The sequence below is a fragment of the Chitinophaga sp. 10T418 genome (assembly GCF_056394125.1).
In genome coordinates this window covers 1-18,700 of the sequence record NZ_JBFTHG010000023.1, presented here as the reverse complement: position 1 = coordinate 18,700, position 18,700 = coordinate 1, and the positions used below count along the sequence as shown (strand labels likewise).

The 18,700-nt window shown below is 44.5% G+C and carries 19 protein-coding genes; 4 read left to right on the top strand and 15 right to left on the bottom strand.

All coding sequences use genetic code 11. The features are described from left to right. The 3 genes from AC1DCV_RS34835 to AC1DCV_RS34825 form a co-directional block, all read right to left on the bottom strand. Positions 1–1,038, bottom strand: a complete 1,038-nt coding sequence (locus AC1DCV_RS34835) for a S8 family serine peptidase (RefSeq protein WP_477027516.1) — start codon at positions 1,036–1,038, stop codon at positions 1–3. Between the two features lie 43 nt (positions 1,039–1,081). Next, on the bottom strand, positions 1,082–2,392 hold the full coding sequence (locus AC1DCV_RS34830) for a hypothetical protein (RefSeq protein ID WP_477027515.1): 1,311 nt from the start codon (positions 2,390–2,392) through the stop codon (positions 1,082–1,084). A gap of 231 nt (positions 2,393–2,623) precedes the next feature. After that, positions 2,624–2,962, bottom strand: coding sequence for a winged helix-turn-helix transcriptional regulator (locus tag AC1DCV_RS34825; protein ID WP_477027514.1), 339 nt, complete (start codon positions 2,960–2,962; stop codon positions 2,624–2,626). 129 nt (positions 2,963–3,091) lie between these two features. Here AC1DCV_RS34825 and AC1DCV_RS34820 point away from each other — a divergent pair, with 129 nt between their 5' ends. Beyond that, positions 3,092–3,499, top strand: a complete 408-nt coding sequence (locus tag AC1DCV_RS34820) for a DoxX family protein (protein ID WP_477027513.1) — start codon at positions 3,092–3,094, stop codon at positions 3,497–3,499. Here the strand turns inward: AC1DCV_RS34820 and AC1DCV_RS34815 are convergent, their stop codons facing one another. The 5 genes from AC1DCV_RS34815 to AC1DCV_RS34795 all read right to left on the bottom strand — a co-directional run bounded on the left by AC1DCV_RS34815 (position 3,500) and on the right by AC1DCV_RS34795 (position 6,852). Further along, positions 3,500–4,273: a metallophosphoesterase family protein gene (locus tag AC1DCV_RS34815; protein ID WP_477027512.1), complete on the bottom strand. Its 774-nt coding sequence runs from the start codon at positions 4,271–4,273 to the stop codon at positions 3,500–3,502. It lies immediately after the preceding gene. A 51-nt stretch (positions 4,274–4,324) separates the two neighbouring features. Then, positions 4,325–4,852: a DUF6428 family protein gene (locus AC1DCV_RS34810; protein WP_477027511.1), complete on the bottom strand. Its 528-nt coding sequence runs from the start codon at positions 4,850–4,852 to the stop codon at positions 4,325–4,327. A 22-nt stretch (positions 4,853–4,874) separates the two neighbouring features. Beyond that, positions 4,875–5,966 carry an ACR3 family arsenite efflux transporter gene (gene arsB / locus AC1DCV_RS34805; protein WP_477027510.1) on the bottom strand — a complete coding sequence of 364 codons (1,092 nt, stop codon included), beginning with the start codon at positions 5,964–5,966 and terminating at the stop codon, positions 4,875–4,877. An 81-nt stretch (positions 5,967–6,047) separates the two neighbouring features. Continuing rightward, a complete protein-coding gene (locus AC1DCV_RS34800) occupies positions 6,048–6,377 on the bottom strand; it encodes an ArsR/SmtB family transcription factor (RefSeq protein WP_477027509.1) in 330 nt (109 codons plus the stop codon). 103 nt (positions 6,378–6,480) lie between these two features. Next, complete coding sequence (locus tag AC1DCV_RS34795; RefSeq protein ID WP_477027508.1) at positions 6,481–6,852, bottom strand: winged helix-turn-helix transcriptional regulator; 372 nt, start codon at positions 6,850–6,852, stop codon at positions 6,481–6,483. A 127-nt stretch (positions 6,853–6,979) separates the two neighbouring features. Between AC1DCV_RS34795 and AC1DCV_RS34790 the strand changes: the two genes are divergently transcribed. Together AC1DCV_RS34790 and AC1DCV_RS34785 are read left to right on the top strand one after the other, a co-directional pair. After that, the gene (locus tag AC1DCV_RS34790) at positions 6,980–7,750 is read left to right on the top strand and encodes a type 1 glutamine amidotransferase domain-containing protein (RefSeq protein ID WP_477027507.1); all 771 of its coding nucleotides are present in this window, start codon (positions 6,980–6,982) and stop codon (positions 7,748–7,750) included. Between the two features lie 146 nt (positions 7,751–7,896). Continuing rightward, the gene (locus AC1DCV_RS34785) at positions 7,897–9,957 is read left to right on the top strand and encodes a M3 family metallopeptidase (protein ID WP_477027506.1); all 2,061 of its coding nucleotides are present in this window, start codon (positions 7,897–7,899) and stop codon (positions 9,955–9,957) included. A 46-nt stretch (positions 9,958–10,003) separates the two neighbouring features. On the opposite strand, the gene AC1DCV_RS34780 is transcribed toward AC1DCV_RS34785, so the two are convergent. After that, the gene (locus tag AC1DCV_RS34780) at positions 10,004–10,480 is read right to left on the bottom strand and encodes a hypothetical protein (RefSeq protein ID WP_477027505.1); all 477 of its coding nucleotides are present in this window, start codon (positions 10,478–10,480) and stop codon (positions 10,004–10,006) included. A gap of 164 nt (positions 10,481–10,644) precedes the next feature. Then, positions 10,645–11,085 carry a GNAT family N-acetyltransferase gene (locus AC1DCV_RS34775; protein WP_477027504.1) on the bottom strand — a complete coding sequence of 147 codons (441 nt, stop codon included), beginning with the start codon at positions 11,083–11,085 and terminating at the stop codon, positions 10,645–10,647. Positions 11,086–11,298: 213 nt separating this feature from the next. On the opposite strand from AC1DCV_RS34775, the gene AC1DCV_RS34770 reads away from it, so the two are divergent. Next, positions 11,299–12,573 carry an alpha/beta hydrolase family protein gene (locus tag AC1DCV_RS34770; protein WP_477027503.1) on the top strand — a complete coding sequence of 425 codons (1,275 nt, stop codon included), beginning with the start codon at positions 11,299–11,301 and terminating at the stop codon, positions 12,571–12,573. Positions 12,574–12,582: 9 nt separating this feature from the next. Here AC1DCV_RS34770 and AC1DCV_RS34765 read toward each other — a convergent pair whose 3' ends face one another. The 5 genes from AC1DCV_RS34765 to AC1DCV_RS34745 all read right to left on the bottom strand — a co-directional run bounded on the left by AC1DCV_RS34765 (position 12,583) and on the right by AC1DCV_RS34745 (position 18,397). Continuing rightward, on the bottom strand, positions 12,583–13,443 hold the full coding sequence (locus tag AC1DCV_RS34765) for a class I SAM-dependent methyltransferase (protein ID WP_477027502.1): 861 nt from the start codon (positions 13,441–13,443) through the stop codon (positions 12,583–12,585). Between the two features lie 136 nt (positions 13,444–13,579). Then, positions 13,580–14,374 (bottom strand): AraC family transcriptional regulator, encoded by a 795-nt coding sequence (locus AC1DCV_RS34760; protein WP_477027501.1) that lies wholly within the window; start codon positions 14,372–14,374, stop codon positions 13,580–13,582. Positions 14,375–14,391: 17 nt separating this feature from the next. Further along, positions 14,392–14,913, bottom strand: coding sequence for a cupin domain-containing protein (locus tag AC1DCV_RS34755; protein ID WP_477027500.1), 522 nt, complete (start codon positions 14,911–14,913; stop codon positions 14,392–14,394). A gap of 40 nt (positions 14,914–14,953) precedes the next feature. Further along, positions 14,954–17,332, bottom strand: a complete 2,379-nt coding sequence (locus tag AC1DCV_RS34750) for an ABC transporter permease (RefSeq protein WP_477027499.1) — start codon at positions 17,330–17,332, stop codon at positions 14,954–14,956. 243 nt (positions 17,333–17,575) lie between these two features. Beyond that, positions 17,576–18,397: an alpha/beta fold hydrolase gene (locus tag AC1DCV_RS34745; RefSeq protein WP_477027498.1), complete on the bottom strand. Its 822-nt coding sequence runs from the start codon at positions 18,395–18,397 to the stop codon at positions 17,576–17,578. Positions 18,398–18,700 lie beyond the last annotated feature (303 nt).

Genomic DNA, 18,700 nt, shown 5'->3' with positions numbered 1-18,700 from the left:
TTAAAGGGTAGCAAATATTTTTTGCGGACTGATTAATTTAAGGCCGGCAGATCCTTGTACCGGATCGAAATTGGTAGATAGCAGTTCTTTAATACCTGCTACAGTAAAAGGTTTGTTGAGTGCTCTGTATCTTGAAATGATCAATGCGCAGATACCGGCAACAATGGCGGTAGCCTGCGATGTGCCATCCATAGATTCCGGCACCGTTTTGAGTTCATAGGCAAACACCGCTTCTCCCGGAGCATAGATGTCCGTTTCTCCATTGAGGTAAGATATTTTCGCCAGCTTGCTGGCACTGTCTGTTGCGCCTACGCCTATACAATCAGTATATAAGGCAGGGTACTTCCCATCAACAAGATTGCTGAACGTATAGTCGTCTCCAATAGATGCAATCACCAGTATATTTTTATTCACTGCTTCTGCAATGATCTTTCTCAGGTCTTCATTCTCTAAATATCCACCGTAGCTGATAGAAATAATATCCACGGATGTATCAATGGCCCAGCGAATTCCCTTTACAATATTTGCATAGCTGGCGGACCCTCTGGAGGAAATTTTAGCGATATACAGCTCGCACTCAGGTGCATACCCCACCATTGCCAGCCTGTTCCTGGCGCCGATTAAAGAGGCACAATGAGAGCCATGGCCATATTCATCGTTTACATCGTTCAGGGTGGTTTGTTGAGGATCGTTGATTAAAAAAGAGCGGAAGCCTTTCACCCCACTATGAATATCTGTATTGGCAATGTTATATCCTGTATCCAGGATAGCTACTCTGGCACGCTGTCCGAGCTCATTTAAACCATTCCAGATATCGCCTATTTTTAAGGCAGATATCCCCCAGGGCAATACCTCGGTCACATCGGCCAGCCGGCCACCCCAATACCATTGCTTCTCGTTTTTATCGTTATACTTATAATACCACCTGTTCACACCTTTCAGGTCCTCCCCTTCTTCCACGCCATCCATAGCAATGACCTGCCCGCTGGGAAAAGCATTGGCGATAATGTCAAAACTTTTTCCAGGACCCTTGCGCACGCGAAGCGGTAATGTAATTTTTACGTTTAACATCATGAATATATTATCCGTCAAAGTCAACACCAGCATCTGTCGGTTTCTGCGGGGAAGAGTTGGTGGTAAGCGCCTTTCCCGCATTTCTCAGGGAGACCAGTTTGCCCAAAAGGTCAAACCAAAATGGTGCTCCCATCGTGATAGCCATTGCTGTTATAAAAAAACCGAAGAACTTCTTCCCGGTGGTTTTATGCCATATATACTTCCAGGTGATATAATTGGAATGTTGGCGAAGCACGGCGTCCGGAATACTGTCTGTGGCCTTTTCCATGCCATGATGCACTGCTTCTTTGGGAAATAACCAAACGCCTTTCCAGAAAAACTGCACGCCTGCATTCAATCCTCGTTTTATCAGCCCGGCACTATCTTCCTTTAATTCACGGATGAAAGCAGTATCCTTTCGCCCCCGGTCGCCCCACCCTAATCCAAGGAGGGTGTTGACACTATCTTTGCTCTTTTTTATTTCAAGGTATATTTCCTTCGTCACGCCGCTATCACCTCTGTTAGCAGAATTCCCAGCTGCCGCTACGCCCATGTCTGCCAGCTTTTCAGCAACCACTTTATTGGAAGAAAGAAAAGTAGAGATCTCAATGGTATCAATGTTTAATGAGAAGGCCAGTACCAGGCCGATTCCAAACAGTATAAAAGAGGTGTTTCTTTTATACCAGCCGGTTACGCGGTCCATGCTGTCGTTGTACCATTTTTCCAGCCGGTATTTAAATGCATCCAGGTCGCCCGCTGCTTCGTTGAAATGATGATTCAGTATGTCGTATACCTCTGTATCAATGCGGTCCTTATAGGTTTCCAGGCTGTTCCGCACCATGGAAAAAGTAGCGGTCTTCGATTTATTGTTTTCATCAAGATTCTTGATTACCTCTGTGAGTACTGTTGAAAAGTTTTTGTCCAGCAGATAAGAAGGCCGGTTAAAATAATCGTTCTGGCCGTAGTTTTTTATGATAGGATGCTCGTAAAAAAGATCAAACAACCGGATTTTGGAAACATCCTTTTTCCCTTTTTCTACCTCACTTCTTTGAAACAGTTTCTGTTCCAGTGCCCCATTTATGTTGATGGTACGCTTGACTGCCTTCTTCAGAAACCGGAAAAATCTGAATACGCCCAGCTGCTCCAGGATAATGGCCCAGAAAGGAAGGCTCCTCACGGGTGTATTAGACAACATAGTGCTGATGCCTTTGTACAGGGTATTAGCTCTCCGTTGAACAATCGTAGCCAGCGATTCCTGTACCGCAGAGGCAAAGAGGCTATAAATCAAAAATATGAACACCAGCCCTATAAATACATTTAATACACTGTAATCAAACATAGAGAGTTATTTACCGCCAGAGGAGTGAGGGATTAGGGATCAGATCAATAATATATAAAATGCTATTTAGGGAAATACATAAATAGTCAGGTTTGGGATTGTTACACTAAATTTTTGGTTGAATTCAACCGGTATAAGGTCAGGGTTGAAATCGTAATAAATATAATCCATGCCTGACGAAAATCAAAATTTATTTTATCAAGTGCAATGGCCTGGTCGCAACTGACAGGTCTACTTTCCAATAATCTCTTTACGATGCGCCAGTCCCCAATAATGCAGCGCATCCATCACCTTTTCCAGGGACTTTCCATGTGCCGTAATGGTGTATTCGACTGTAGGTGGAAAAGTATCATACACCTCTCTTTTCACCAGCTTATTCCCCTCCAGGTGTTTCAATTCTTTAGACAACATTTTATCCGTAATCCCATCTACCTCTTTGGATATTTGTTTAAAGCGTTTGGGACCTGATGATAATGAAAACAAAATTAATAACTTCCATCTGCCCTCCAGGGCTTCCAGTGCATCTTTAATGGAGAGGGCATTTTTTGGGCATCCACCTTTTGTTAGCATATATGCTGCTTTAATGCTTTTAACTTACACGATACTATCCAATTGGAAAGCGCTATCACTTTGGATAGCGCTTTCCAATTGAAACCAAATATAAGTAGGTTTGCTTCATTAATAAAAAATCAGCAAAAAATGACCGGACCACAAAAATCTGCCAGGACCATTCACATCACCCTCTGGGTTGCACAAATAGTATTAGCCCTGTTTTTACTCACCGGAACAGTATTGAAATTCCAGCCAATTGAAAAGATATCGCCTATGATGCCGTGGGCAGGACAAGTGCCTGCAATGGTAGTAAGACTCCTGGGAATAATCGATCTATTAGGGGCGATAGGTTTAATAGTACCCTCCCTGTTGCGCATTAAACCATCACTGACGCCCTGGGCTGCTATAGCCACTATTGCCCTCATGGTATGTGCCATCATCTTTCATATTTCCAGGGGAGAAGCTGCCGTTATTGGCGCCAATATCATCGCGGCATTTATGGCTGGTTTTATAGCCTGGGGAAGATTTAAAAAAGCCCCTATCACTTCAAAGTGATTAAATACCTGTTCTGAGGCTTTCGGCATAGGCATCTGGCAGCGGGCTATCTTCCACTGCTTTGGCCGCCTTCTCCACATCATATTCAAAACGGATGAATTCCACCCGGATACTATCTTTTTGATGAATACTGCTATCTTCATTGATATGCAGCATCACATAGCATCCGCGTGGATCACCGTCTTTCGGCTTGCCTACGGAACCAATATTGATAGCATGTCTGTAGTGTGTATTTTCAGCTGGCACCGCCGGTAATACCCGGTGATATGGTTTATGGGTATGCCCAAAGCACATGATATCCGCACCCGCATCTTCCATAATTCTCATCATACTTTTCTCTTCCCTGTCTTCGAATAAATATTCATTGATCTTGCGTGGACTCCCGTGTACCAGCAGCAAATTCAGTGTATCATTATTTAACTGGAACGTTACTTTGATATGGGCCGGCAGCGTGCGGAGGTAACGGCGCTCTGCTTCAGTGACCACCTGATTTGTGTAAGCGATGGAAACACTGCCATTAGCTTTCTCACTATCTGTTTTGTAGGCGCAGCCACAGTCATCACTTGTTCTGCCAATACCAAAATCATAGTTGCCGGCAATGGTAGGAATACCGCGCTTCCGGACTTCGTTGATGACCTCATTGGGCCAGATGTTATAACCTACCAGGTCACCCAGACAATAGATAGCATCCGCTTTTCTTTCATCAACATCCTTAAAGAAGGCCTCCAGGGCGGGTAAATTCGCATGAATGTCACTGAACAATGCTATTTTCATAAATAGAAGATTGGATAAGATATTTCAGCAATTATTTAATAAAATGATAGGTTAGCAACAGCCGCCACCTGGTGTGCAGGATTCGCCGGCTGCCATGCCAATTGGTATTTCCAGTGTTTTGGTAGCAGGTGTTCCACAAGTCATACCACGATTTGTTGCCTTGCATTGGGTAGCATCCGGCTGCAGATCAACGACCAGGTTTTCTCCTTCCAGCAAAAATTCTTTCGGATACATCTGACGGGTATCAAAGGTATCATTGCCAAATTCAATTTTCACCATCGCTTTGGGATTCAGATCCAGGTGCTGCTCCACCAGGTCCACTATCTTCAACGCCTTATGAACCGCCATGGCACGATCCGTTTGCACTTCTTCCGGCTCCCATAGCTGTACAATAATTTCAGTCCAGGCATTTACCTTACCGCCACAATCAACGGAAGTAACAGGCGCCTGTTTGATTTCAGTAATATGGTAAGAAGGAGCTACCAGTTTGTTTGCCGCATATTGAAACTGTAATATCTGTTCAGGATATTGCTGCAGTTGCTCCTTAAATGTTTGCCAGGTCATTTTGGAATTACTCATTGTATAAAGATTTATGTTCGTTTTAAAATGATGCTTTTTCGGTGTTGACAAGCGCGGCTGCTCCTCCATACCAGCGCTTACGGAGCCAGAAGGCCACATTCACCAGTGCAATCAGGGCGGGCACTTCCACCAGTGGACCAATGACGCCTACAAATGCTTGTCCGGAATTGATACCAAATACGCCGATGGCAACGGCAATGGCGAGTTCAAAGTTGTTACCTGCCGCTGTAAACGCAATCGCCGCATTCTTCGAATAATCTGCTCCCGCAGCCTTCCCTAACACAAAGCTCACCAGGAACATGATGGCAAAGTAAATCATCAGTGGGATGGCTATTCTTACTACATCCATCGGAATCTGCACTATCAGTTCGCCTTTCAGACTGAACATCACGATAATGGTAAACAACAAAGCGATGAGGGTAATGGGAGATATAAACGGGATGAATTTTTCCCTAAACCATTCTTCGCCCTTCAGTGCGATCAAACCATATCTGCTGATCACACCGGCAGCAAACGGAATACCCAGGTAGACCCCTACGCTTTTGGCAATTTCACCAATAGAAACTTCCACCGTAATGCCTTTTATCCCGAATACGGTGGGAAGCCAGGTGATAAACACATACGCATATACACTGTAAAGTAATACCTGGAAAATACTGTTGAGCGCCACCAGTCCGGCGGCATATTCACGGCTACCGTCCGCCAGTTCATTCCAAACAATTACCATCGCTATGCATCGGGCCAGACCGATCAGGATAAGCCCTGTCATGTATTCCGGGTAGCCATGCAGGAATAATACCGCCAGCCCGAACATCAGGAACGGACCAACTACCCAGTTGAGCAGCAGCGACAACGACAACACTTTTGTGTTGCGGAACACCTCTCCCATCTTGTCGTACTTCACTTTCGCCAGCGGAGGATACATCATCAGTATTAAACCTGCTGCCAGCGGGATATTGGTGGTGCCGGACGAAAAGGAATGAATCAACCTGGAGGAAGAAGGAAAGAAATAACCAATTCCAACTCCGATAGCCATCGCCAGGAAAATCCATAAGGTAAGGTACCTGTCTAAAAAGCTTAGTTGCTTGCGCTGTGCCGGATTACAATTTTGCATGTCAATAGAAATAAGTCGTTTTTCCCTGAAAAGAAATTCATTGTATTATTGCAATATTACGATACGTTAGTGCAAAAAATTTTAACAGCAGGATTTTACGTCCGTTTGTTCCACGAAGAAGGCACTGAGCAACTTATTGTATTGATTCCAGACCTTTGGATTGATACAGTAGCAAACACTTGCTCCTTCAATCGTTCCCTGAATAAGGCCTGCTGTTTTCAATTCCTTCAGATGCTGGGAAGTGGTCGCCTGTGCTAAACCCAATTCGTCCACCAGATCTCCGCATACGCAGGCATTCTTTTTCACGAGATACTGCAAAATAGCAACCCTGGCGGGATGCGCCAGCGCTTTCGCCATGTTGGCGATGTCATTTTGCTGTTTGGTGAATAAATCTGATTTGGTAGCTCCCATACTATTACTGCTTTAACACATCGCAATATTACGATAAGTTATTAATCCGACCAAAGAAAGTTTCCTTCTTTACCCCAAAAAAATGATCCTGATGATGAGCAAATCAGTTCTTAACAGCCAATACCTTCTCCAGCCCCCATTTACACATCAATTTTGTGATTGGCTTTAGCGACTCTCCCAGCGCTGTTAAGCTATACTCCACCTTCAGCGGAATTTCCGTAAAAACTTTCCGCGTAATAACACCATCGTTTTCCAGTTGTCGTAATTGATCGGTCAACATTTTTTTACTGATGCCTTCAATATTTCGCATCATTTCACCAAACCTGTTTACATCATGTGCAATCAGATACAGAATAATGACTTTCCATTTTCCGCCTATGATTTTTATAGTGGCAGTTACAGGGCAGCGATTGTATATAGCATACGTGGAAGTAAATTCCTGGTATGCTTTGGATTTTTTTTCTGCGGTTTTCATTTCTAAACGGTTGATTGTTAACTACCGTTACAAAAAAGTGACCAGGCCACTTTTTTGTAACTACTTGTTTTTAGTAGCTATATAACTGAAAATTGTACCCAAAATAACTAAATAAACTGTAGATATTATGAGTCTTAAGAATCTGAATCCCGTTAATAAAAATACGCCGAAAAGAGTAGCCATCGTATTGGCCAATCCGGCAATATCATCTACCACAGGATGGCCGGTAGGTTTCTGGTGGAGTGAACTCACCCACCCTTATTATGAATTTGCAGAGAAAGGATATGAGGTATTACTTTTTAGTCCGGATGGCGGCAAATGCAGTCCGGATGCGATGAGTGACCCCAACGACCCTTCCGGCTACTCTTCCACCGATCTTATCAGCCAGGGTTTTATCCATACCCCGCAACTGCTGGCATTAATAGAAAGTACCAGGCCTGTCAGGGAAATAAATGTGGCGGAGTTTGATGCTATTGTAGTGGCGGGTGGCCAGGCGCCCATGTTTACTTTTGAAAGAGCAACAGACCTGCATGAAAAATTCCGGGCATTTTATGAGGCAGGAAAGGTAACGGTGGCCCTATGTCATGGCGTGGCGTTGCTCCGGTATGTGAAACTCTCAAACGGTGATTATCTCGTGAAGAATAAAACCGTAACAGGCTTTACCAATGCTGAGGAAGACTTTGCCGATGCCGCTGTATGGAGTATGAATCTCCTCCCTCGCGATCAACATGTGATGCCATGGAGAATTGAGGATGAACTAAAAAAGCTGGGAGCCAATTACATCCAGGCCGGTTTGTGGAAAGGCTTTGCTATCAGGGATGGTAACCTGATTACCGGGCAACAGAATTTCAGTGGCGCAGAAACAGCAAAACTTGTTATCCAGGCCTTAGGGGAATGATCAATAATAAAAACTCCTTATATTTACAGCGCAGGTACGGCCTTTTTCTTAGCCGTACCTGCTACTTATTTATGCCACCAAAACAGGCTACATCAAAGCTTATGAATAACTACCTGTTGTGAGACCAGGTCATTTCAAATAATTATATGCAACAATACAGATTTCTATCGCTGATCTTATTTTTTCTAGCCGCCGGCCATATCAAAGCGCAACAACMACTAAAAGAGAACCCTTTACTTATTCATTCCAATGCACCACTTACGTTCAATAATGTAAACGGGGAAACGATTAAAGAAGCGATGCAGTCTATCACGGCATTGTCGGACGCACGTGTAAAAAAAATCAGTACCATCCCTGCAGGCCAGCATACGGTTGCCAATACATTGCTGGCAACGGATGAACTGATGTATGATTTAACGGACTTGTCACAAAAGCTGGGATTAATAGCGGGCGTGCATACAAATGAGCAACTAAGAGATGCCGCCAATACCGCAAACGAAGAGCTATTAGCCTATATCAACAACCTTTACCTGAAAGAAGGGCTATATAACGCCCTGAAAAATCTGGCTGCATCACCCGCTTCAAAAAAAATGCCTGCCAATCAACAGAAGTACCTGCGCGAAACCTTACTCACCTTTGAAAAAAACGGCATGAAACTGCCGGTTCAGCAGCAGAAAGAAGTAATGGATATTAATCAGAAACTGGCAGCAACAGGTGTACAGTTCGATGAAAATATAGCAAAATATAAAGACAGTCTTCGTTTTACGGCAGCACAACTCACCGGTGTTCCGGAGCATATCCGGGCTCCCTGGAAGCGTGCAGATAGCACCTATGTCGTAAACATAAACACACCCAACAGCAATGCTATCGGCAGTTACGCACATAACAGTGATACCCGTCGCGCATTTTTTGTGGCGTACAATAACAGGGCTTACCCTAAAAATCTGGCCGTACTGGATAGCTTGTTTTATTACAGACAACTGCTCGCAAACAAACTTGGCTTCCCGTCTTATGCCTCCTATGTAGTAGTGGATAAAATGGCAGCTTCTCCCGATACTGTCTGGCGCTTTGAAAATGAACTTATTAAAAAGCTGTCGCCGCACGTAACAACAGACCTGGATGAATTAAGGCAACTGAAGCAACAGGATACATCCGCAGCTGCTGACTCCCTGTATGCCTGGGATATCAGCTACTACACGCAACAACTGCTTGATAAAAAATATCAGTTGAACAACGAGGAGGTAAGAGCCTATTTTGAGATGAATAACACCTTACAGGGGATGTTTACCGTATACCAGCAATTATTCAATATCGAGATCAGAGCAGCGGCCCATGTGCCCACCTGGCATGAAAAGGTAAAAGCATATGAGCTGTTTAAAGGCGGTAAAAAACTGGGGACCTTTTACCTGGACCTCTTCCCCCGTCCCGGTAAATTCACCCATTTCGCCACCTTCCCTATCTCCCTGTACCGTATCAGCAACGGCAGGGAAGTATTACCGGTTACCGCTTTCGTAGGCAACTTCGCTGACGGCGATGCGGGAACACCTGCTTTATTATATCATAGAGAAGTACTCATCTTATTTCATGAATTTGGCCACCTGCTGCATAGCTTGCTGGCCCGCTCTGATATCGCTTCACAGGGCCCGTTTACATTAAAAGGAGATTTTATTGAAGCCCCTTCACAGCTGCTGGAAAACTGGTGCTGGGAATATGATGCACTGAAATTATTTGCGCGGCATTATAAAACAGGAGCTGTACTGTCTCCCGGATTATTTGAGAAAATGAAGCGGGCAAAAATGGTTCAAAATGCGGCTAACTATATGAAGTATGTGTACGTGGGCGTACTGGATTTTACCTACCACGATAAATATGATAGTATAAAGCACAAAGATATCACAGCGGTTTCGGCAGACTTATGGCGCCTGATGCAGTTGCCATATGTTCCCAATACCCACGCCATTTGCAGCTCCCCTCATCTGAATAGCTATGGTGGCTTTTATTATGGCTACTTGTGGTCGCGTGTTTTTGCCCAGGATATGTTCTCGGTGTTCAAAAAGAACGGCGTGATGAATACCGCCACCGGGGTTAAATATGCCAGGGAAATACTGGAAAAAGCGGCCACTATAGATGAGCGACAAATGTTGTATAATTTTTTAGGACGCTCTCCCAACACCAATGCATTTTTTGAATCTTTGGGATTAGAGTAAGTTGCAGGCTGCTGTGTAATGCATTACACAGCAGCCTGCTGTTGACTTACTTCACCAGTTTCTTCACTTTAAAAAACTGTAAAACCAATCCGATGACCAGCAGCACCAATAAACCCTTTATGGCATCCTGCACAATCGGAGATGTAGGACCATCGGCCAGCGGATGCCCTACCGGTAGTCTTGATAACGTTTCGTTTACCGCCGGTATCATAGAAAGAAACAGGGTAAACGTCATGCAAAATACCTGTATCAGCAACAGGGTCCTTTTCCGGGAAGCATTCCGGCCAGGCAGGTAAGCCACTCCCAATAAAATAAGTATGAGTATTCCTATGCCATGGCCGGGATTAAAACCACCTGCTTTGGAAAGCCCGAATGACGTAACGCAAGCGATGACCGTCAGGATACTGTATATCTTTCCGGAGGAGGAAAAAGGGTTGATGATGCCCTCTTTTATCAATGCGGCTATAGCAAACAACAAAGCAATGATAGCAATAATAGTGTGTACAATACCTAAAATACTCATAGGGAAAAGATCTTAAAAGTGAGTGAATAAAGAAGTGACAGCCCTATCATTCAGGCGCCTGGTGCAAACATCGGGGGCTTAATGGAAAGCAATTTATGGCTATTAATTGAAATAATTTCTGATTTCAGATGTTGACAACAGTTCCCCATATGGAGGATAGCCCGTTAACGATCTTTCATCCACGCGATTCGTGTCATTTCAAACTTCAGCTCCTGCTCCCCGTTCATACCCGTTTCCTGCCAGCCTGATTTCCGGTAAAATGCCGCCGCCCTGGTGTCAGGTCCCGTCCCCAGCCAAACACGGTCTTTATTATTAGTAAAATACCAGGTAAGCATCAACTCCTGTAGTTTCCTCCCAATCCCTTTTCCTTCAAACGCTGGTAATAAAAACAAGGCCCATATGTTATCTTCTTTCACATCAACTATCGCAAATCCAACTATCCGGTTGTCTATCTCACATACCCATCCCTTCCCCCTGACAGTTAAAAATTCAACATAGTCATTGTAGGTGATCCGTTCAGGATCAGATAACTTATTTTCATTTACCCCATTTCTGACTACATGTATTTGTGCGATATCTTCAATGGTTGCTTCTCTAAAGTTCATGTGAGTTGTTCTTATAAATATTCATTTCAAATGCCACAAATGGCGTTCATACCAAACATAAACATTATGGCGCAAAAAAAGAAGATCCGCACTGAACGAACGCCTTACAATATTTATGCGCTACTAGTAATATTAAGGAAGATACCCTATCTTTAAATGATAGCCTTCCTGATTCCACATAGGCTGCTTATTGATTACCCAAGAAATTGATTTATGCCAGCATCGACCCACGTTTACCTGAGATTCTTTATCGCCATGTTCCTTAGTTCCGGCGCCATTTCCGCTTTTGCCCAAAAGAACCCGAACTATAACGAATCCGCTGTGGGGACCTATCAGTTGCCTTCTCTCTTAATTGACAACCATCATAAAAAAGTGCGGACTTCATCAGACTGGAATGGTCTCCGCAGAAATGAAGTCTTACAGCTGTTTAAAGAAAATATGTACGGTCAATTTCCGGGCCCGTCTGCAGACATGCATGTTGTAATACAGAAAATTGACAGCACCGCCATTGGTGGACTCGCCATTTCCAAACAGGTACGCATCTATTTAACTGAGGGTGAAAAGGGACCTTATATTGATCTGTTGTTGTATGTTCCGGCAAATACCACACGTCCGGTTCCTGTATTTGCGGGCTGGAACTTCCAGGGAAATCAAAGCGTCAGCACAGATGAAAATATTCTTGTTTCTCAACGTTATCTCGACTTTCTGAAAATCAAAAAAGATACATTAGCCCCTGCAAGAGGTGGTCAGGAAAAGTGCTGGCCAATTAAAACAATCATTGAACATGGCTATGGCGTGGCAACTGCCTATTATGGCGATGTGGAACCCGATTATCCGGATGGATGGCAAACAGGTATACGGAGCACTTTAGCTAAGTCGCTGCAGTTAAAGCCCTCTGATTGGTGCGCCATGGGCGCCTGGGCCTGGGGCTTAAGCCGCATATTGGACTACCTCCAAACCAACAAGGCCGTGGATGCCACAAGGGTAATGGTAATGGGGCATTCCCGCCTGGGTAAAATAGCGTTGTGGGCCGCCGCGAATGACACCCGTTTTGCAGCCGTCATTTCCAATGACTCCGGCGAAGGTGGTGCCGCATTATCTCACCGGAACTACGGACAAAATTTAAAAGGCATGATTACTTCATTTCCGCATTGGTATATTTCGAAGTATAAAGACTACGCGGACGATGTAAATGCACTTCCCATAGATCAGCATATGCTGCTGGCTTTAGCGGCGCCACGCCCCTTATACGTGGCCAGTGCCACCAATGACCGGTGGGCAGATCCCTACGGAGAATTCCTCGCAGCAAAAAACGCAGCACCAGTATATGCGCTTTTTAGCAAAAAAGGTGTGGGAACGGATGAAATGCCCGCACCGGATACGTCTGTGGGAAATACCATCCGCTATCATATCCGTACCGGCGACCACGATATTTTATTATTTGACTGGATGCAATACATCAGATTCGCGGATGAACTGGTGAAGTGATAACCCGGCCTATGTAAGTGCTACCAGGAAATTCTCTCCGCTGGCAGGGCTGAAATGATCTGTCCTGCCCATAAAATAACGTTGGGTCAGCGTTTCAGTTGACACCACCTCTATTGCTTTAAAACCTGCCTCCAATGCCATCTCCTGCATTTCTGCCGGGGTGAAAAAACTGATAAAAGGTGTTCCTGCTGCGGCTGCACCTTTATTGGCGATCTGCTGCAAAGGTTGATCCGCTTCCTCCAGCAGATCCAATGGTAAATAAAATGCCATGGCCAATGTGGAGCCGGCGGCCAGTGTGGCCATCTGCCGCAGGGTAGCCTCCACCGCTTCTTTTGTAAGATACAGACTAACGCCGGCGCAAGCTACCACCGCGGGTTTGCTGGTGTCAAAACCGGCTTTTATTAATTGCTCCCACCAGGAAGAAATTTCAAAATCAACAGATACAAAATGCAGCCACTGTGGAATGCCAAATCCAAGTTCCATTAATCGTTGTTGTTTCCAGGACTGCGTATCCGGTTGGTCAATTTCAAATATCTGTAACTGTGCCGCTATTGCCGGCTGGCGCTGCGCAAAAGTATCCAGCCCCGCACCGAGTATCACATATTGCTGGACGCCTTGTTGCTGTTGTGCTATCACCAGGTCGTCAATAAAACGCGCTCGGGCTACCACGGATGCACGGAGCCGTTTTGTAAAATCCGGGCTCATGTCAGGACGTTGCCGCCACTCACTACCAGGTGCTATCAGCTTAAATCCAATTTCGTCTTCCACGATATGTGGCAACGGATCCATCTGAACGTGCATGGCTCTCCATAAAGCTACCCTTACCGCTGTATTATCTGGTTCCACCTTTTTCTTATTTTGTTCCATCATGAACTTATTGCATTATTAATTCAACAAATTACTTCAATGACCGTAAGCCAATCATATTTCCTTCCGTATCTTCTATCAGCGCAAAATTAGCCACCAGGGATCTGGCAAAATTGTAAAAAACCGACAGCGCCTTTTTTTATGATGGCCATTCAGGAAATCCGGGCATCCGTTCAATAGATTTACGCAGATAAATACCAGGGCTTACGCCGGAAAAAAGCCTGAAATCGCGGATAAAATGTGATTGGTCAAAGTAGCCCAGTGAATGAGCAATTTGGGTGAGGGAACGAATTTTGCCTTGCCGTAAAAGCCCTACCGATGCCTGGAAACGGCAAATGCGGGCATACAAAACAGGTGTAATGCCAATATGCGTTAGAAAGAGTCGCTCCAGGGAACGCTCTGATAAATGGAGGTCATGCAATACCTGGGAAAGCTTCTTACCCTGTTGTAGTGCGGCTACAGCATAACCCGTTTTTTTGTTGTCGTCTTCGTGACGATGGGTTTGTTGCAGCAGGAATGAAAAAAGACAATCCGCCTGTTGTTGCCCGGAACTACAGTTCAGCAGCTGATCCGTCAAAGATGTTTTAGCAAGGTGACTGATACAAATATTTTGATCCGTTAACTCATTTGCGTTTAAGCCAAACACCGATTTAAGGGCTGCCGGATGAAAGTTGACACCGATCGTGCGAAAGCTGCCGCCCCCCTGCAATTTTCCATACCTCCTCGCCTGACCAAATACAAACAATTGTGGCAGGCGCTCTCCTCCGAAACCAGTGAATACTGCCGGGTTCTGCTGGAAAACAAGCCCCGGCTGACCATTACTCATTACCGTAAAAACCTTTTGTGATACATCGTCCGTCTGGTTTTCCAGGGACCAGAAGTATTGAACGTAGTTTTTCAACGATGGCGGGGGTGCAATTACCTGGTATTCCATTTTCCTGATAATGGGAGTTATTGATCTTTTGCATCTGACCTGGTGAAATAATCCGGTGGATATAGTTGCTGTCCATATTTTTCAAAAAGTGCCAGCACCTTTTGCTTCATGGCATCGTCCATTACGGGTGGAGGTAGAAACTCCCCTTCTGCCACGGGTACACCAAATTCCATAAACATTTCATCCAGTCCGGAAGGCACCACTACGCAAAGCAGCTTAGCCAGTTTATCGGACTTATTTTTAAAACTATGTACCATACCACCTTTAGGGATCACAATATATGCGCCCTGCGTTGCTGTGTACATACCTTCGTCCGACCATACCTCCACTTCTCCTTCCAGTACATAAAAAGATTCCTGGAAATCAGGATGCGCATGAGGACTGGGACCACCGCCCGGAGGCACCGACATTTCGATGGTGGCAAATTCGCCACCGGTTTGTTTCCCGGAAACAAGTATCCGGTAGTTACCACCCGCCACAGAAAGGATTGGCCCTTCATGGGCGCCTAATGTGATCACAGATTTCCTGGCATCTTCCATATAAACAAGTTGAAAATTATTACCCGAATTTACAAAATGTTTATTCCGCTCTCAGACTTTTTACCGGGTTGGCGATGGCCGCTTTTATCGACTGGTAACATACCGTCACCAGGGCTATTATGACGGTTAAAAGACCGGTTAATACAAATACCCACCACGCAATACCCACTCTGTACGTATAACTTTGTAACCACTTATGCATGCACCACCATGCCAGCGGGGCCGCTATTAAGAAAGAAATGATCACCAGTTTTACAAAATCTTTTGATAATAAGGTGGTAATACTGGATACAGATGCCCCCATTATCTTTCTTACCCCGATTTCCTTCACCCTGTTTTCCGCCATATAGGTGGCCAGTCCGAATAAACCGAGGCATGAAATAAAGATGGTGAGTCCGGCAAACAGGGCGGCAAGTATACCTTGTCGTTTTTCATTCTCAAACTTTCCTGCATATTCTTCATCCACAAACTTTGCATCGAAAGGATATTCGGGATTATACTTTTTGAAAATAAGCGCAGTCTTCTCCAGGTTTGCAGCAGTAGTATTCTTTCCGTTCAGCTTTATCTGTATCACATTAAAATTCATGAAACTGCTCTTGGCTCCGCATATTAATATCGGTCTTGTGCGTTCATAAGGACTTGTAAGAATAAAATCCTTAATAACCCCTACAATATGCCAGTCTATGCCCAGGTCCCCTACTACTTTGCCAATCGGATCTTTGAACTTCATCACCTTCAGCGCCGACTCATTTATAATCAGCCCCGTTGAATCAGTGGGATATTGTTTGAGGTCAAAATCTCTGCCCTGAACAAATTGTAAGCCGGCAGTAACACCCAACCCTTCATCAGACAAATACCGGTCGAAAGATGTTTTATCGTTGGGATCCTTCCCCTGCCAACTCTGCCCCCATCCATCGCTCCAGCGCTCTGTAAGCGGGGAGTTGGTTTTTGTGATGGACTTCGCAATACCTGATGACAGCAATTCATTTTTTATGAGTTCGTAGTTCTTAGGAATATCACCCGTCATGAAATGGTAAATGAGATTATCCCTGTTGTAGCCTGTCTCCCGGTTACGGGCGTAGTCTATTTGTTGTTTTACAATAACAGTGCAAATAATAAGGATGGTGGCGAATGTAAACTGTAATACCACCAATACTTTTCTGGGCGTTACTAATGCATTGGCTTTTTTAAATGTTCCCTTTAAAACCTTAACAGGCTGGAAAGCGGAGAGAAAGAAAGCAGGATAACTGCCAGCCAGCAACCCGGTAAAGAGGATAAACCCGATAAAGGCCATCCAGGTGTATATACTGCCGAAGTTGATGAATAGGGTTTTATCTGTAAGCTGGTTGTAAGCGGGCAGACTTACCTGTACAATAATGATCGCCGTGATGCCTGCCAGAAAGGCCAGCAAAACAGATTCTGAGATAAACTGGATGATAAGGGAACTCTTCATTGCTCCCACTACTTTTCGTATACCTACTTCCTTCGCCCGTTTTTCACTTCTCGCGGTACTCAGGTTCATAAAATTGATGCAGGCAATCAGCAATATAAACCCTGCTATGATACCAAATAGTTTTACGAATGAACCACGTCCGCCATTGTCTTCCATACCCCTGTCATCGAAAGTGGAATATAAACGCCAGCGGCTGAGCGGGTAAAGAAACCACTCCCATTTCATCGTTTTTGCTTCTCCATCGTATCGCTGCTTTAAATCCCTTACTTTGGCGGCAACAGCGGCAAAGCTTGCATTGGGTTTCAGCATTACATAGGTAGGGGTGCTGTTATCGTGCCAGCCCAAATCCTCGCCCTCCCTGTATTTTACATACGACCAGGGTAGTAGATAATCAAAATTGAACCTGGAATTGCCGGGCAAATCTTTCAGCACACCGGTAACCGTAAAATTGTCTTTATTCTCAATTTTCACCATCTTACCAATGGCATCTTCATCACCAAATAAAATCTTCGCCGTTTTCTCCGTCAGCACCACCGCATTCCGATCATTCAGCGCCGTCGCAGGATCTCCTTTCAGCATTGGGAAACTGAACATTTGCAGAAAACCGGTATCCGCCACCATGGCCGTCTTCATTACTTTTTTATCTCCTGCTGAAAGAAGGTAATTACTGGAACTCACCCTCACAGCACGTTCTACTTCCGGTAAATCTTTTTCCAGTACGCGGGCCGTTAATGCAGATACACTATTCCAGTTTGAGATACTACCTTCAAATGGTACGCGATTCCATACTTCGTATATCCTGTCTTTATTTTCATGAAACTTATCGTAGCTTAGTTCGTCCTGTATCCACAGCAAAATCAGTATCGCAGCGGCCATACCAATGGCCAACCCCGTAATATTGATAATGGAAAAGCCTTTATTGCGTAAAAGGCTCCGGTATGCAATTTTGAAGAAGTTTCTAATCATAGTATGTCAATCATTCCGTGTAGCGATCTGGATTTGCGTCAATGGCGAGCAAAGAGAATGCCGGATAGCCATATGACTGATTTACAGGGCTATAGCTATGTATAATGAATATACTGCTGTCCGTTTTCGACACAAAAACTGTCCGCTTTTGATACACATTGGTTGCGCCTGAAATAACAAAAACCTGCGCAATGCGCAGGTTTCCATTCTTTAATAATTCATGTATCAGACGAATCGAACTTCTTAAGACTTAATAAATGCCAGGAGATCCTTATTGATCGTGGCCGCTTCTGTAGTAGGCATACCATGAGGAAAGCCCGGGTATGAAATAAGCTTTCCATTCTTTAAAAGAGCCGCAGCCTTGAGTCCGGAAATGGGGTATGGAACGATCTGATCATCTTCTCCATGCATGACCAGCACAGGAATATCAACACTTTTAAGGTCTTCTGTAAAATCTGTTTCCGAGAAAGCCTTGATACAGTCGTAATGCGCTTTGATAGCTCCCATCATTCCCTGCCGCCACCAATTATCTCTGACACCCTGCGATATTTTTGCGCCTTCACGGTTATAGCCATAAAACGGAAGCGTGAAATCCTGGAAGTATTGGGTTCGTTGTGTGGCAGTGTTTTCCCTGATTTCATCGAAAACGGCTAATGGTACGCCATCCGGGTTTTTATCGGTTTTCACCATCAGTGGTGTTACTGCGCTGATGAGTACTGCTTTGGCCACACGGCCTTTTCCATATTTTGCCGCGTAGCGGATTACTTCCCCTCCACCTGTAGAATGACCAACGTGAATGGCATCTTTTAAATCAAGAGCTTTCGTAAGCTCTGCCACATCTGCCGCATAGGTGTCCATATCATGTCCGATGGCAGTCTGACTGGATCTTCCATGCCCTCTCCGGTCATGAGCAATTACCCGGTATCCCTGGCTGAGGAAAAACATCATTTGCCCATCCCAATCATCGCCGGACAAAGGCCAGCCATGATGAAAAACAATAGGTTGGCCTGTTCCCCAGTCCTTGTAGTAAATTTCGGTTCCGTCTTTTACTTTGATAGTACTCATTGGTTTGAATTTGAGTTAATGACTTTTAGGTTTTTTAGATTCAATCATTCAAAAACTATTAACCAAAAGATAGCCCTTTTAGTTTATTTGAGTTACGGATCAAGTTGAAAACGGGGGAATATCTTTTTTCAATACTCTCTAAATGCCCATACATTCGCATTTGTCATTCTCAAATCCCCACTACACTAGCTTTGAATATTATACAATACGCCATACACTCGCTTTAGATAATCTTCATTTTACCCCGCAAACCGGTTCCCCGGATTATGTTATATTTATAGTAATCAAAATAATCTCCCATGG